Genomic DNA, 13,454 nt, shown 5'->3' on the forward strand with positions numbered 1-13,454 from the left:
TGATCGGGGGAGGTTGAAGCCGAATCGTCAGGCTTGCGCCCCGTCCGTTTGGGCGGATTCCCCCTGGGCGGCGTAGCGGCGCGCGATCCAGGCGCAGGCCATCAGCTGGAACTGGTGGAACAGGAGGATCGGCATCAGGATCAGGCCGACATCCGCCGGCGCGAACAGCACGCGCGCCATCGGGACGCCCTGCACGATCGATTTCTTGGTGCCGCAGAACATGATCGCGATGCGATCCGCGCGGGAAAAGCCGAGCAGCCGCGCGACGCCGCTGGTGAAGGCGAGCGCGAAGGCGAGGATGGCGAGGCAGACGACGACCAGCATGCCCAGCACCGGAAGCGGCAGGCGGCTCCATATCCCTTCGATCACGGCAGCGGAGAAGGCGCCGTAAACCGCGAGCAGGATGGCGCTGCGATCGCTGAGCGCGATCAGCTTGCGGTTGCGGGACACCCATGCGCCGATCCAGGGGCGGAGCAGGTGGCCGACCACGAAGGGTGCGAACAGGACCAGGAAGATCCTGCCGACGCCCGCCGTATCCACCGTGCCGCCATGCGCATCGGCCAGCAGGCCGACAAGCGGCGGTGTGAGGAAGATGCCGATCAGCTGCGAGGCGGAGGAGGAGGCGATGGCGGCGGCGACGTTGCCCCGCGCGATCGAGGTGAAGGCTACCGCCGACTGCACCGTGCCCGGCAAGGCCGCCATGAACAACATCCCCGTCCACAGCCGCGACGGCAGCAGGCCGGGCGCCAGCCATTGGAGCAGCAGCACGAGCAGCGGGAACATCACGAAGGTGCAGGCGAGGATGGTGAGGTGTAGCCGCCAGTGGCCCAGCGCCTCGACGATCGCCTCGCGCGGCAGCTTCGCGCCGTGAAAGAAGAAGAGCAGCACGATCGCGGCGGTGGCGGCCACGTCCACGGCCCCGGCGAAGGCGCCGTGGGCGGGCAGAATCGTTGCGAGGGCCACCGTGGCGAGCAGGGCGAGGATGAACGGATCGGGAATCAGCCGGCGCAACATTGCCTTGGCGCTTAGGCGCAGGGTTCGGCGCTGCCAAGGGCGGAAGCCCCTTGAACCCGCCGATCGGTGCGTGGGCGGAACGGCAAAGGGCAGGGCTTGTTGCGCATAAAGCTGTCCCAGAACAGGACCATTTTGAGGGATACCCCTTATGAGAGGGGGATTCGGGAGGGGAGGCCGTCTATTGTCCACCTCGGCGCTGTAACGGGCGACAGGGCCACGAACAGTGGAGGGAAGCATGAGAAAACGGCTTCTGATCGCGGCCTGCGTACTGGCCGGGATAACGTCAACGGCCCAGGCATCTGTTATTCCCGTGCTTTCGAGCGTTACGGAAGAGGGGGGCTTATTCCGCTTCTCCTATGAAGGAACGTTGTCGGGTGATCAGGGATTCCTTGAAGGGTCCAGGTTGATCATCTTCGATTTCGCGGGCTTTGCCGGTGGGGTGATGACGCCGTCGCCCAACATCATCGCATCGACGGAGCTTGTGTCGTCCGTATACCCCGATCCCGGTGGGGTGCTGCCGGTGCCGGGATATCCGGATGACCCCAACATCCTCAACCTCGTCTTCACCTGGGTGGGACCGCCGTTCCAGGCTTCCGGCGGGCCATTCCCCGACCTCGAGTTCGCCGGTCTCAGCGCGCTGTCCACCTATAGCGGCGTCAAGCTGACAGGCTACAGCGCGAGGGCGGTAACCAACAATGGCACCGCCACCGGACTGCCGGCCTATAATGTCGGCGAAGTCGGTGCGCCGACGGTGCCCGAACCCCGGACGTGGGCGATGATGCTGGTGGGCTTCATGGCGGTAGGCCATGTGCTGCGCCAGCGCGGCACCCGGCGCGGCCGCAGGGTGCAGACCGTCTAGCGGCTGCCTGAACCTCTTGCCCCGAGAAAAGGCCCGGTGGGTTTCCGCCGGGCCTTTTTGCTTTCCGCGGGCGCCTATTGCGGGCGGGGCTTCAGCGCGTCGGCAAGCGAGGCGCGCCCGCTGCCACGGCGCGCCGGCCTGGGCTGATCGGGGCCAGGGGACCAGGCGGTGAGGTGGATGATCTCCACAAGCTCCGTCACCCGGCCATCGTCATCGGCCTGGGCGGCGAACGCTTCGAACAGATGCGGTAGATGGGCGCGGGTGAGCGCCGCGTGCCGGCGATCGCGGAGGATGTTGGTGGCGGCCATGCCCCGGAGATCGCCGACCAGCCGCAGCGGATCGGCATAGCGGATGCGGGCGTGATCCACGTCGGCCACCGGCAGGGTGAAGCCGGCGCGCGAAAGGAGGTCGCCCGCCGCGCGCACGTCGATCTGTGGGTGGATGCGGGCGACGGTGCCGCCGCCGACGGCCTCGTCCGCCGCCATCAGCGCCGCGCGCAGCCGGGGAAGCGATCCCGCGCCGAAGAAGGCGGCGAGGAACAGACCGTCGGGCCTGAGCGCCCGGCGGATGAGGGTGAGCGCGCCCGGCAGGTCGTTCACCGAATCGAGCGCGCCGGCCGAAACCACCAGATCGAAGCTGCCGGCGGCGAAGGGCAGGCGATCCTCGTCGCACTGCACGCCGCCCGCTGCCTGCGCGAAGGCGAAGCCGGCATCGGCGGCGATCGTCTCGATGCCGCGCTGGCGGAGCGCGGCGGCGAGCGAGCCATCCGCCGTGCCGAGATCGAGCGCGCGGGTGAAGCTGCGTTTCACCGAATCCAGCCGATCGAGCATATCCTCCACCATCCGATCCCGCAGGAAGGCGTGATCGGCGAAGGTGCGCGCCGCCCGATCGCGGCGGATGCGGCGGATGCGGCGATCGAATATCTCGGGCACCGCCGAGGGCGGGGCGGGGGGCTGGATCATCGCCGGGCTTGTGCCGCGCCCGCGCCGCTGGAACAAGGGGAACATTGGGGGGAGCATGAGGGAGCTGATCGCGACCGGGGGGCGGATCGCGGCGCGAATCGCGGGCGGCGCGATCGCGCTGGTGCTGCCGCCGCGCTGCCCCGGCTGCGGCGCGGTGACGCCTGACGATCATGGTTTCTGCCGCGATTGCTGGCAGAGCCTGGATTTCCTGGGCGACGACGGCTGCGCCAGGTGCGGCGTGGCGCTGCCCTTCGCGCCGCCGGGCACGATATGCGCGGGCTGCATGGTCGATCCGCCGGCGCTGGATGGCGTGCGCGCCGCCGTATCCTATGGCCCCGTCGCCCGCCATGTGGTGATGCGGCTGAAGCATGGCGGCCGGCCCGGCCATGCCCGGACGATCGGCCTGTTGATGGAACGGCTGATCGAGCAGGAAGCGGACGCGATATTGGTGCCGGTGCCGCTCCACCGCTGGCGGATCTGGCGGCGGGGCTACAACCAGTCGGCGTTGATCGCGGGCGTGCTGGCCCGGCGGCGGGGGCTGACGCTGGCCGTCGACATGCTGGAGCGCAGGCGGGCGACGCCCATCCTGCGCGGGCTGGGCCGCAACGCCCGGGCGAGGGCCGTGCGGGGCGCCTTCGCCGCCAATCCGCGCCGGGTGGCGGAGCTGAAGGGGCGGCGGGTGCTGCTGGTGGACGATGTCCATACGACCGGCGCGACCGCCAATGCCTGCGCCCGCGCGCTCAAGCGGGCCGGGGCGGCCGAGGTGCGGCTGATCAGCTGGGCGCGTGTCGATCTGGCCCGTGTCGATCTGGCACTGGGCGATGCCACCGGCGATGTTGACAAGTGACGCACCGCACCACAGGTTTTTACGTAATTTCCCTTATGCGAGAAGAAAGGGCCGTGATGCCCAAGGTCGAAATCTATACCAAGCTGCTTTGCCCTTATTGCGTCCGAGCGAAGAAATTGCTGGCGGACAAAGGGGTTGCGTTCGAGGAATATGACATCACCATGGGCGGGCCGAAGCGCGCCGAGATGCTGAGCCGCTCCAATGGCGGCACGACGGTGCCCCAGATCTTCATCAACGGCCATCATGTCGGCGGATCGGACGATCTGGCCGCGCTGGACCGCGCCGGCAAGCTGGACCCGCTGCTGGCCGCCTGATGCGCGCCGCGCTGTTCCAGAGCCGCACCGGCATCGATCCCGCCGCCAACGCCGCCGCGCTGGTCGCGGCGATCGAGGAGGCCAAGGTGGGCGGGGCCGACATGCTCTTCACGCCTGAGATGAGCGGCCTGTTGGACCGCGACAGGACGCGGGCGGCCGATCATCTGGCCGATGAGGCGCATGACAGGGTGCTGGCCGCCGTGCGCGACGCCGCGGCGAAGGCGGGGCTGTGGGTGCATGTCGGTTCGCTGGCGCTGGCCGGCGAGCGGCGCGACGGCCGGCTCGTCAACCGTGGCTTCCTGATCGACGATGCCGGCGCCATCCGCGCGCGATATGACAAGATCCACCTGTTCGACGTCGATCTGCCGACCGGCGAAAGCTGGCGGGAATCGGCCGCTTATGCGCCGGGATCGCAGGCGGTGGTGGTCGATACGCCGTGGGGGCGGATGGGGCTGGCCATCTGTTACGATCTGCGCTTCCCCGATCTGTTCCGCAGCCTGAGCGATGCGGGCGCGACCATCCTTTCCGTGCCGGCCGCCTTCACCGTGCCCACGGGCCGCGCGCACTGGCACGTCCTGCTGCGCGCCCGCGCGATCGAGGCGGGGGCCTTCGTGGTCGCCGCCGCCCAAGCGGGCGCGCATGAGGACGGGCGCGCGACCTACGGCCATTCGCTGGTGATCGATCCCTGGGGGGATGTGCTGCTGGACATGGGGGGCGATAACGGCATCGGCTTTGCCGAAATGGACGCGAAGCGCGTGGCGGACGTGCGATCGCGCATTCCGGCGCTTCAGCACCGGCGGCCGATTGCCCCGGCGACGCTCGCCTGACAGAGCCGGACGGGTTACAGGCCGGCAATCACAGGAGAGATCATGGCTGACGGGAAACCGACGCTCGCGGTGCTGGGCGGCACGGGCAAGGAAGGCAGCGGCCTCGCCGCGCGCTGGGCGGCCGCCGGCTATGAAGTGATGATCGGCGGCCGCGATGCGGGGAAGGCCGAGGCGGCGGCGGCCGAGCTGGCGGCGGCGATCCCCGGCGCGAACGTCCGGGGCGCCGACAATGCGGCGGCGGCGGCGGCCGGCGAGATCGTGGTGCTGACCGTGCCTTATGCCGCGCAGCAGGCGACGGCGCTGGCGGTGAAGGACGCGCTGGCCGGCAAGATATTGGTGGACGTGACGGTGCCGCTGGTGCCGCCCAAGGTGAACCGCGTGCAACTGCCCCAGGGCGGATCGGCGGCGATGGCGTTGCAGGCGGCGCTGGGCGAGGGCGTGCGCGTGGTTTCCGCCTTCCAGAACATCTCCGCCCACCATCTGCACGATCTGGATCATGAGCTGGATTGCGACGTGCTGGTGGCGGGCGACGACATCGCCGCGCGCGAGGCGGTGATCGCGCTGGCCGAGGCCGCGAAGCTGCGCGGTTTCCACGCCGGCCCCTTATGCAATTCGGTGGTGGCCGAGGCGCTGACGTCGGTGCTGATTTCCATCAACCAGCGATACAAGGTGCCGTCCGCCGGCATCCGCATCACCGGCCTTCCCGGCTGATGGCGCAAGCCGCGCGCGAGATATCGATCCGGGCCGTTCCCGGCTTGCCGATGGTGGCCGCGGGCGACGATCTGGCGGCGATCATCGCTGGGGCGCTAACCGCCGCCGGGATGCGCATCGCCACGGGCGACGTGCTGGTGGCGGCGCAGAAGATCGTTTCCAAGGCCGAGGGGCGGCTGGTGCCGCTGGCCGATGTGACGCCTTCGCCCGAAGCCGTCGCGCTGGCGGCCGAGGTGGAGAAGGACCCCCGCCTCGTCGAGCTGATCCTGTCCGAAACCGACGAGGTGGTCCGCAAGCGGCCGGGGGCGCTGATCGTGCGGGACCGGCGCGGGCTGGTGCTGGCCAATGCCGGGATCGACCAGTCCAATGTCGCCCATGATGGCGGCGAGGCCGCGCTGCTGCTGCCCGCCGATCCCGATGCGAGCGCGCGGGCGCTGGCGGAAGGGCTGGGGCGGCTCACGGGCGTGCAGCCAGCCGTGATCGTGGCGGACAGCCTGGGCCGGGCCTGGCGGATGGGGACGATCGGCCAGGCGATCGGCGTGCATGGCCTGCCCGCCTTGCTCGACCTGCGCGGCCGGCCCGACCTGTTCGGCCGCGCGCTCCAGACCAGCGAGCTGGGATTTGCCGACGAGGTGGCGTCTGCGGCATCGCTGCTGATGGGGCAGGCGAACGAGGGATGCCCGGTGGTGCTGGTGCGCGGTGTCGCGACGGAAGAAGCGCCGGCGGGCACGGCGCGCGATCTCGTGCGGCCCCGGCATATGGACCTTTTCCGGTGATCCTGGCGCTTGCGGGCGGCGTGGGCGGCGCGAAGCTGGCGGCCGGGCTGGCGGCGATCCTGCCGCCCGAGGAACTGGCCATCGTCGTCAACACCGGCGACGATTTCGAGCATCTGGGCCTCAACATCTGCCCCGACATCGATACCGTCACCTACACGCTGGCGGGCATTGCCAATCCCGAGCTGGGGTGGGGCATTGCCGGCGAAAGCTGGGCTTTCATGGAACAGGTGGCGAAGCTGGGCGGGGAAAGCTGGTTCCGGCTGGGCGACCGCGATCTCGCCACCCATGTCGAGCGCACCCGGCGGCTGCGCGGCGGCGAGAGGCTGACGGTCGTGACCGAGGCGCTGGCTCGCGCGCACGGCATCGCTCACCGCATCGTGCCGATGGCGGACGATCCGGCCCCCACGATCGTCCATAGCGACGAGGGGCGGCTGGCCTTCCAGGATTATTTCGTACGGCGGCAGTGCCGGCCCAGGGTGGAGCGGCTGGAGCTTGCCGCCAATGTGCGGCCGAGCGCCGCCTTCGATGCGCTGATCGACGATCCGGCGATCGAGGCGGTCATCATCTGCCCGTCCAACCCGTGGCTCAGCATCGATCCGATCCTGGCGCTGGCCGGCGTGCGCGATCGGCTGCGCGCGCGGGGCGTGCCAATCGTCGCCATATCGCCCATCGTCGGCGGCAAGGCGGTGAAGGGGCCGGCGGCGAAGATCATGGCGGAGCTTGGCATCCCCGTCTCCTCCGCCGGGATCGCCGCGCACTATCGCGGCTTCGTCGACGGGCTGGTGCTGGACATGGCGGATGCGGGCGATATGGAGGCGATCGCGGGGGTGCGGACGCTGCTGGCCGGCACGATCATGAAATCGGCCGGCGATCGCGCGCGGCTGGCCGCCGATGTGCTGGCATGGGTGCGGCAGTGGGATTCCCACCCGGCCGGCCCCATATCGGTTGCGAAGGCGTGACGATGGCAAGCTGGAGTTGGTTTTCGATGGAACGGGCGGCGCGATGATCGTTTTCGATCTTGCCTGCGCGGAGGGCGGACACGTCTTCGAAGGCTGGTTCGGCTCGACCGGGGATTATGAGACGCAGCGCGCACGGGGCTGGATATCCTGCCCGATGTGCGGATCGACCGACGTGGCCAAGGCCGTGATGGCGCCGCGTGTGGGCGCCAAGGGCAACCAGCGGGGCGAGGCGACGCCGGTGCCGGTTGCCAACGAAGCGCCGGAGGCGTTGCGGCGGATGATGCAGGCCCTGGCCGAAGCGCAGGCAAAGGCGCTGGAAGGTTCCGATTATGTCGGCGAACGCTTTGCCGACGAGGCCCGCGCCATGCATCTGGGCGAATCCGATCACCGCGCGATCCATGGCCAGGCCAGCGTGGAAGAAGCCAAGGCGTTGATCGACGAAGGCGTCGCGGTGGCCCCGCTGCCATTCCCGGTCCGTCCGCCGGGCGCGGACAATTGAAGTGAGCCGGGGCTGACGGGCCGGCCCTTCAGGCCTCGGCGGACGGCGGGCTTCCTTCGTCCAGCAACCGCGCCCGCGTTTCGATGGGCGCGTCCTCGGCCCCGGCCAGCAGCGCATTGAGCGCCGGGCGCAGCGCCTGACCCCGGTCGTTAAGCCGATATTCCACCCTTGGCGGCACTTCATGATAAGCGATACGCCGGACCACGCCGCAGGCGGCGCATTGGAAGGCGACGTCCATCGTGTCGCCGCGGTCGTGGCCGGCGCGTTGGCGGACAGCCCGATTACGCTCACTTTCCGCTTCCGCCTCGGCAATGGCCGCATCGCGGAGCTGGAGATCGGCCGACGGCCCCGATCGGGCGATGGAAAGAGGTAGTGAAGCGGGCGCCGTTCCGGCCTTATGCCGGCACCCACTTCACGATGTGCGTCGCCGCGAGCACGGGCTCGGCCGCCTCATTCTCAATCGTCACCGCGCTCGTCACCCGCCCGCGCGCGACATCCACGCCTTCGATCGCGTAGCGGATGGTGATCGTCTCGCCGATCCGCACGGGCCGGAGGAAGCGCACCCTGTCGAAACCCAGCGCCAGCGGCACGAAGGCGTCCGATCCCTTCAGGCACGCCTCGCACATCAGCGTCGAGGCGCGCGACGTATAGCCGAGCAGCAGTAGCCCGTGGGCGATGCGCCCGCCGAAGGGCGTGCCGCGCATATAGGCTTCGTCGATATGGTTGCGCGCGAAATCGCCGCTGATCCCCGCGAACAGGGATATGTCGCTCTCCGTCACCGTCCTGGAGAAGGCTATGGTCGCGTCGATTTCGATCGCGGCCAGGAAATCCTGCATGTCGGGTCCCTCCGGTTCGGCGTCAGGCGGCGGCCGCATCCACGCCTTCGATGAGGAACACCCGATAGTCTCCGCCCGCCTGCCGGTGGGCCAGCGCCTCCTGATAGGCAGGGCTGTCATACCAGGCGCGCGCCTCGGCCATCGTCGGGAAGGAGATGATGACGGCGCCTTCGGCCGCTTCGCCCTCAAGCTGCTCATATCGGCCATAAAGGGCGAGCGGCGTCAGCGCATGCCCGGCCCGCGCCGCCGTGGCCTTCCCGGCATAGACGGCGAGCGCCTCGGCATCCCGGATCCGTTCCTTGATCAGCACGACATAGGCGGTCATCGCATTCCCCTTGGGCTTCGGAATCGAGCAATCGGGAACGACAAGTGCCGCACGGCGCCGGCCGCCGCCAGTGGCAGCGGGAAAATCATGGCCGCAAATCCGGCGTGGGATCGCGGAGCGCGGGCCGCCTATTGCTCCGGTCGGGCCGAAAGCGGCTTGAACACGAGCCAGTCGAGGATGGCGGCCATCGCCTCCGGCCCGATTTCACCGCCGCGCTCCAGCCACCAGGCGATGATGTTGAGCGTGGCGCCGACCGAATGGACGCTCAGCAATTCGGTCGGCAGCCCGTCCGCGATCTCGACGCGATTCTCCGCGGCGAGCTGGATCGCCCGCACCGTGATCTCGCGGCGCAGCGTATCGCCCGCGCCGACCAGCAATGCGTGGCAGATCGGCCGTCGCGCATCGACGAAGCGCGCCAGCTCCAGCGATGCCGCGCGGGTTTCGGTCTGCTGCATCAGCGGACCCATCAGGCCCAGCATATCGCGGATCAACGCCTCGGCGATATCCGCCAGCAACGCCTCCTTGCTGGGGAAGTGGCGGAAAAAGGTGGCGTAGCCCACCGATGCCCGCCGGGCGATCTCCGCAACCGTCAGGTCCACGAACGGCTTTTCGCCGGCCAGGGCGATCAGCGCATCGCGAAGCGCCGCGCGCGATTTCAGGATGCGCACGTCGACCGCGCTTGACGGCTGCTCAGTAAAGGATAACTTATGATCCATCGTATATCATATGTGGGATGATGCTCGTGAACGCTCAAGCCCATTCTGAGGCGGACTGCCCATTCCACAGCGGGGACGATCACCGCAAGTCCGCACGTGCATCGGCAGGCGGCGGCATCATCGACGCGGATATATGGACGGACACGTTGGATCGCGCGCGCGCCATCCTACGCAGCGACGGCGCGAAGCAGGCCGGTTTCCTGGCGGAGCAGGTCGGCAAGATCGGCAGGGCCACGCGGCAGCCGATCCTGTTCCTGGAAGGCGAGGCGCATCGCGTGCGGCGCGGCGCGACCGCGCGCTTCTTCACGCCCAGGATCGTTGCCACCCGCTACCGGGAACTGATGATCCGCCTGAGCGACGAGCTGGTGGAGCGTTTCCGGCAGCAGAAGCGGGCCAGGCTCGACGATCTCAGCCTGGAACTCGCGGTCGCCGTGGCGGGCGATATCGTCGGCCTCACGGCAAGCAATCCCAACGGGCTGGCAAGGCGGCTCGACATCTTCTTCACCGGCAATTTCGATCCGCCCCGCGGCCGGTTCCGGGCGTTGGTGAAGTTCCTGCGGTCCCAATATCGGGTGCTGTCCTTTCATTATCGCGACGTGGTGCCGGCGATCAGGGAGCGAAAGAAGAAGCGGCAGGACGACGTCATCTCCCATCTGATCGACGAGGGATATACCGACCGGGAGATTCTGACCGAATGCCTCCTCTACGGTGCCGCCGGCATGGCGACGACGCGCGAGTTCATCGTGATGGCGGCCTGGCACATGCTGGAGCGGGACGAGCTTCGGGCGGCATTCCAGCAGGCGGATGAAGCCGGCAAGATCGCCATTCTCGAGGAGATACTGCGCCTTGAGCCGGTCGTGGGCTATATTTTCCGCCGGATGCGAACCGATCTGCCGGCGGCGGACGTGCGTGCCGGCAACGCGGTGGCCGTGGACGTGCGTGCCGCCAATACCGACGAGACCGCCTTCGGAACCTGTCCGCGCGAGATCATGGCCGGCCGCAAGGTCAGCGCCAAATATGGCAATGCCGGCATGTCGTTCGGGGATGGCGAGCATCGCTGCCCCGGAGCGCAGGTCGCGCTGCACGAAAGCTGCCTGTTCCTGGACCGGCTGCTGCGGGTGCCGGGGCTGAAGCTGGAGCGCGCGCCGGACCTCGCCTGGAACCGGTTGGTGACAAGTTACGAATTACGCAATGCGGTTATCATCTGCAGTTGAATCCGCCGCATTCCGGATGTTTGCGTAAGTATAAAATACAACAAATCCAAAACAAAATAATATTCCGGGGAGGAAAGTATGGGGAAATTGGCTTCCGGGCTTTGCCTTTCGGCAAGCGTGATCTCGTTCATGGGCGCGGCCATTCCGGTGATGGCGCAGACAGGCCCGGCCGATACGGCCGACACGCGGCGCGGCGTCGGCGAGGCCGAGATAGGCGATATCGTCGTCACCGCGCGCCGCCATGAGGAAGTGCTTCAGGAGGTCCCGGTCGCGATCACCGCGCTGTCAGGCGATGCGCTGGCGGAGCGGAGCGTCGTATCGGTCGATCAGTTGCGCAACTTCGCCCCGGCGCTGAACGTCTCTGGCCAGGATCGCGGCGATGCGACATTCTACATCCGCGGCCAGGGGCCGGGCGTCCTCGGCGGCGGCCAGCGCAATTTCACCAGCGTCGCCACCTATTTCGCCGAGGTGCCGACACCGATCGCCGGATCGGGCATGTTCTATGACCTTGCCAACGTCCAGGTCCTGAAAGGGCCGCAGGGGACGCTGTTCGGCCGCAACACGACGGGCGGGGCGGTGCTGTTCGAGCCGACCAAGCCGACCTTCGATCTGGGCGGCTATGTGAAAGGCAGCTACGGCAATTATGATTATCACGAGTTGGAGGGCGTGCTGAACCTGCCGATCGTGGAGGATCTGCTCGCGATACGGCTGGCGGGCGATTACGGGCGCCGCCACGGCTTCACCCGGAACGTGCTGACCGGCCAGCGCCTCGACAGCCGCAACAACGATTCCTACCGCATCTCCGTCCTGCTGACCCCGACGCCGGACATTGAGAATGTTACGATCGTCGACAGCAATTATCGCGACAATAGCGGCTCGGGACAGCTTCTGCGTCAGGTCTATCCGGCCGCGAACCTGGGCATATTGCCGAACCCGCTGCTCTTCGGCCCGACGGCCACGCCGGAAACGATCGGCCTCAGCGAGTTTCTTGGGCTTCCGCCAAGCTTCAACCTGACGGCCGGCAGCCCTTCCTCCAGCTATATCGCCTGCCTTCAGGTCGCCTTGCCCGGTTGCGCGACGGGGCCGTTCGGCAATGCCGTCGCCGCGCTTCAGGCCGCGGTGGTGAATGGCGGCCTGGGCCTGTCCGGGCTGACGCCGGAGCAGTTCGCGGCCGCACAGGCGCAGCAGGAGGCGCTGGGCATCCGCCGCATCGCCAACCCGCGTTATCAATATCGGCGCACGCGCGATCTCGGCGTCACCAACAAGACGACCTGGCAACTCTCCGACGACATCACGCTGAAGAACATCTTCTCCTTCCGTAAGGAGAAGACGGCGGAAACGCTGGAGCTGTCGGGGCCGCTATCTTATCTTTACAGCTTCTATCCGGCCGGGACGAAACCCTATGTCCGCGGATTCGAGCAATATACCGAGGAATTCCAGATCCAGGGCAAGGCGCCCGACATCGGGCTCAGCTATATCCTGGGTTATTATCATGAGCAGGCCAAGCCCGGCATCCGGCAGGCATATCGGTCCTACAGCTTCGGCTCGGTCGTCAGCACGATCCAGGACTATGACGACAAGAGCGATGCGGTGTTCGGCCATATCGAGTTCGATATCGCCGAGGGCCTGCAGTTCAGCGGCGGCGTGCGCTATACGTGGGATAGCCGCTTTGCCTCCTCTTCGAAGCTTCTGGATGACGGGACGTGCAATCAGCCCGATCCGAGCCAGTTCGATCCCGCCACCGGCATGGCGCCGAATGTCTGCCCCCAATCGGCAAGGGCGCATTTCAGCGCGGCCACGGGCGATGCGACCATCCAGTATAATATCACGCAGCGGATCCTCGCTTATGCCGCCTATCGCCACGGTTATAAGAGCGGCGGCTTCAATCTGCCGGCCCCGACGGCGGACACGCGGACCTTCGCGCCGGAAACGGTCGACGATATCGAGCTGGGGGTGAAGGCCGACTGGGATATCGGCATCCCGCTGCGCACCAATATCTCGCTATTCCGGGATAAATATAAGGATATCCAGATTGCGCAGGGCGTTATCAGCGGCGGCACGTTCGTTTCGGCCGTGCAGAATGCTGGACGCGCGATCAACAAGGGCTTCGAGTTCGAAGGCACGATCGTCCCGTTCCAGGGCTTCTCCTTGTCGGGCTTCGTTTCGTATCTCGATGCCAAATGCCAGGTCAATGCGGGCGCGGCATGCCGCCTGGGCCGGCAGATCGCCTATCAGCCGCATTGGAAATATTCGATCAACGGCCAATATCGGCTGCCATTGCCGGGCGAGACCGACGTCACCCTGTTCGCGAGCTATTCCTTCACCGGCAAGGTCAACACCTCCGATTCCAACGCAAGCGCGGTCGGCCTGAAGGATAGCTTCCCAGGTTACGGCACGTTCGATGCGCGGATCGAATGGCACGATGCGATCGCGAGAGGCATAGACCTGGCCCTGTTCGGCACCAACCTGACCAACAAGGACTATCTTGTCGGCGGCTATTCGGTCGCGACCGATCTGGGCACGGACGCGATCCTGGCCGGCGAGCCGCGGATGTATGGAGTGTCGGCGAAGTATCGCTTCGAGCTTTGAAACAGC

At 67.5% G+C, this 13,454-nt stretch carries 16 protein-coding genes; 10 read left to right on the forward strand and 6 right to left on the reverse strand.

Annotated features, from left to right (window positions below):
* Positions 1-27: 27 nt before the first annotated feature.
* A complete protein-coding gene (locus tag CV103_RS19395; protein ID WP_015460339.1) occupies positions 28-1,014 on the reverse strand; it encodes a bile acid:sodium symporter family protein in 987 nt (328 codons plus the stop codon).
* Between the two features lie 403 nt (positions 1,015-1,417).
* Here CV103_RS19395 and CV103_RS19400 point away from each other — a divergent pair, with 403 nt between their 5' ends.
* Complete coding sequence (locus CV103_RS19400) at positions 1,418-1,873, forward strand: PEPxxWA-CTERM sorting domain-containing protein (RefSeq protein ID WP_070933738.1); 456 nt, start codon at positions 1,418-1,420, stop codon at positions 1,871-1,873.
* A gap of 74 nt (positions 1,874-1,947) precedes the next feature.
* Here the strand turns inward: CV103_RS19400 and CV103_RS19405 are convergent, their stop codons facing one another.
* A complete protein-coding gene (locus CV103_RS19405) occupies positions 1,948-2,835 on the reverse strand; it encodes a class I SAM-dependent methyltransferase (protein WP_107395912.1) in 888 nt (295 codons plus the stop codon).
* A 55-nt stretch (positions 2,836-2,890) separates the two neighbouring features.
* Between CV103_RS19405 and CV103_RS19410 the strand changes: the two genes are divergently transcribed.
* From CV103_RS19410 to CV103_RS19440, 7 genes are read left to right on the forward strand one after another with little or no spacing between them, the layout of a single operon-like run.
* Positions 2,891-3,682, forward strand: coding sequence for a ComF family protein (locus tag CV103_RS19410; RefSeq protein ID WP_107395844.1), 792 nt, complete (start codon positions 2,891-2,893; stop codon positions 3,680-3,682).
* 56 nt (positions 3,683-3,738) lie between these two features.
* The gene (grxC, locus tag CV103_RS19415) at positions 3,739-3,996 is read left to right on the forward strand and encodes a glutaredoxin 3 (RefSeq protein WP_107395845.1); all 258 of its coding nucleotides are present in this window, start codon (positions 3,739-3,741) and stop codon (positions 3,994-3,996) included.
* Complete coding sequence (locus CV103_RS19420) at positions 3,996-4,823, forward strand: carbon-nitrogen hydrolase family protein (RefSeq protein ID WP_107395846.1); 828 nt, start codon at positions 3,996-3,998, stop codon at positions 4,821-4,823. The genes grxC and CV103_RS19420 overlap by 1 nt, the downstream gene beginning before the upstream one ends.
* A 42-nt stretch (positions 4,824-4,865) precedes the next feature.
* Positions 4,866-5,534 carry an NADPH-dependent F420 reductase gene (gene npdG, locus CV103_RS19425; RefSeq protein WP_107395847.1) on the forward strand — a complete coding sequence of 223 codons (669 nt, stop codon included), beginning with the start codon at positions 4,866-4,868 and terminating at the stop codon, positions 5,532-5,534.
* On the forward strand, positions 5,534-6,310 hold the full coding sequence (gene cofE, locus CV103_RS19430; protein ID WP_211314425.1) for a coenzyme F420-0:L-glutamate ligase: 777 nt from the start codon (positions 5,534-5,536) through the stop codon (positions 6,308-6,310). Before npdG ends, cofE begins: the two co-directional genes overlap by 1 nt.
* On the forward strand, positions 6,307-7,269 hold the full coding sequence (cofD, locus tag CV103_RS19435) for a 2-phospho-L-lactate transferase (RefSeq protein ID WP_107395848.1): 963 nt from the start codon (positions 6,307-6,309) through the stop codon (positions 7,267-7,269). Before cofE ends, cofD begins: the two co-directional genes overlap by 4 nt.
* A 43-nt stretch (positions 7,270-7,312) precedes the next feature.
* Entirely contained in the window at positions 7,313-7,768 is a 456-nt protein-coding gene (locus CV103_RS19440) for a DUF1178 family protein (protein WP_107395914.1), read from the forward strand.
* Positions 7,769-7,796: 28 nt separating this feature from the next.
* Here the strand turns inward: CV103_RS19440 and CV103_RS19445 are convergent, their stop codons facing one another.
* The 4 genes from CV103_RS19445 to CV103_RS19460 form a co-directional block, all read right to left on the reverse strand.
* Positions 7,797-8,006, reverse strand: a complete 210-nt coding sequence (locus tag CV103_RS19445) for a winged helix-turn-helix transcriptional regulator (RefSeq protein WP_107395849.1) — start codon at positions 8,004-8,006, stop codon at positions 7,797-7,799.
* 157 nt (positions 8,007-8,163) lie between these two features.
* Entirely contained in the window at positions 8,164-8,604 is a 441-nt protein-coding gene (locus tag CV103_RS19450) for a MaoC family dehydratase (RefSeq protein ID WP_245896950.1), read from the reverse strand.
* A gap of 22 nt (positions 8,605-8,626) precedes the next feature.
* On the reverse strand, positions 8,627-8,929 hold the full coding sequence (locus CV103_RS19455; RefSeq protein ID WP_107395851.1) for a DUF1330 domain-containing protein: 303 nt from the start codon (positions 8,927-8,929) through the stop codon (positions 8,627-8,629).
* A gap of 128 nt (positions 8,930-9,057) precedes the next feature.
* Positions 9,058-9,645, reverse strand: coding sequence for a TetR/AcrR family transcriptional regulator (locus CV103_RS19460; RefSeq protein WP_070935712.1), 588 nt, complete (start codon positions 9,643-9,645; stop codon positions 9,058-9,060).
* 146 nt (positions 9,646-9,791) lie between these two features.
* On the opposite strand from CV103_RS19460, the gene CV103_RS19465 reads away from it, so the two are divergent.
* Together CV103_RS19465 and CV103_RS22565 are read left to right on the forward strand one after the other, a co-directional pair.
* A complete protein-coding gene (locus CV103_RS19465; RefSeq protein ID WP_245896952.1) occupies positions 9,792-10,859 on the forward strand; it encodes a cytochrome P450 in 1,068 nt (355 codons plus the stop codon).
* A gap of 78 nt (positions 10,860-10,937) precedes the next feature.
* Positions 10,938-13,448 (forward strand): TonB-dependent receptor, encoded by a 2,511-nt coding sequence (locus CV103_RS22565; RefSeq protein WP_170112673.1) that lies wholly within the window; start codon positions 10,938-10,940, stop codon positions 13,446-13,448.
* Positions 13,449-13,454: the final 6 nt, after the last annotated feature.

The sequence above is a fragment of the Edaphosphingomonas fennica genome (assembly GCF_003034225.1).
Taxonomy (GTDB): domain Bacteria; phylum Pseudomonadota; class Alphaproteobacteria; order Sphingomonadales; family Sphingomonadaceae; genus Sphingomonas_E; species Sphingomonas_E fennica.

Coding starts and splice junctions, on each gene's coding strand:
- CV103_RS19405 (WP_107395912.1), bottom strand. CDS start 2,835: ATGATCCAGCCCCCCGCCCCGCCCTCGGCGGTGCCCGAGATATTCGAT.
- grxC (WP_107395845.1), top strand. CDS start 3,739: ATGCCCAAGGTCGAAATCTATACCAAGCTGCTTTGCCCTTATTGCGTC.
- CV103_RS19440 (WP_107395914.1), top strand. CDS start 7,313: ATGATCGTTTTCGATCTTGCCTGCGCGGAGGGCGGACACGTCTTCGAA.
- cofE (WP_211314425.1), top strand. CDS start 5,534: ATGGCGCAAGCCGCGCGCGAGATATCGATCCGGGCCGTTCCCGGCTTG.
- CV103_RS19445 (WP_107395849.1), bottom strand. CDS start 8,006: ATGGACGTCGCCTTCCAATGCGCCGCCTGCGGCGTGGTCCGGCGTATC.
- CV103_RS19450 (WP_245896950.1), bottom strand. CDS start 8,604: ATGCAGGATTTCCTGGCCGCGATCGAAATCGACGCGACCATAGCCTTC.
- npdG (WP_107395847.1), top strand. CDS start 4,866: ATGGCTGACGGGAAACCGACGCTCGCGGTGCTGGGCGGCACGGGCAAG.
- CV103_RS19410 (WP_107395844.1), top strand. CDS start 2,891: ATGAGGGAGCTGATCGCGACCGGGGGGCGGATCGCGGCGCGAATCGCG.
- CV103_RS19420 (WP_107395846.1), top strand. CDS start 3,996: ATGCGCGCCGCGCTGTTCCAGAGCCGCACCGGCATCGATCCCGCCGCC.
- CV103_RS19395 (WP_015460339.1), bottom strand. CDS start 1,014: ATGTTGCGCCGGCTGATTCCCGATCCGTTCATCCTCGCCCTGCTCGCC.
- CV103_RS22565 (WP_170112673.1), top strand. CDS start 10,938: ATGGGGAAATTGGCTTCCGGGCTTTGCCTTTCGGCAAGCGTGATCTCG.
- CV103_RS19455 (WP_107395851.1), bottom strand. CDS start 8,929: ATGACCGCCTATGTCGTGCTGATCAAGGAACGGATCCGGGATGCCGAG.
- CV103_RS19460 (WP_070935712.1), bottom strand. CDS start 9,645: ATGGATCATAAGTTATCCTTTACTGAGCAGCCGTCAAGCGCGGTCGAC.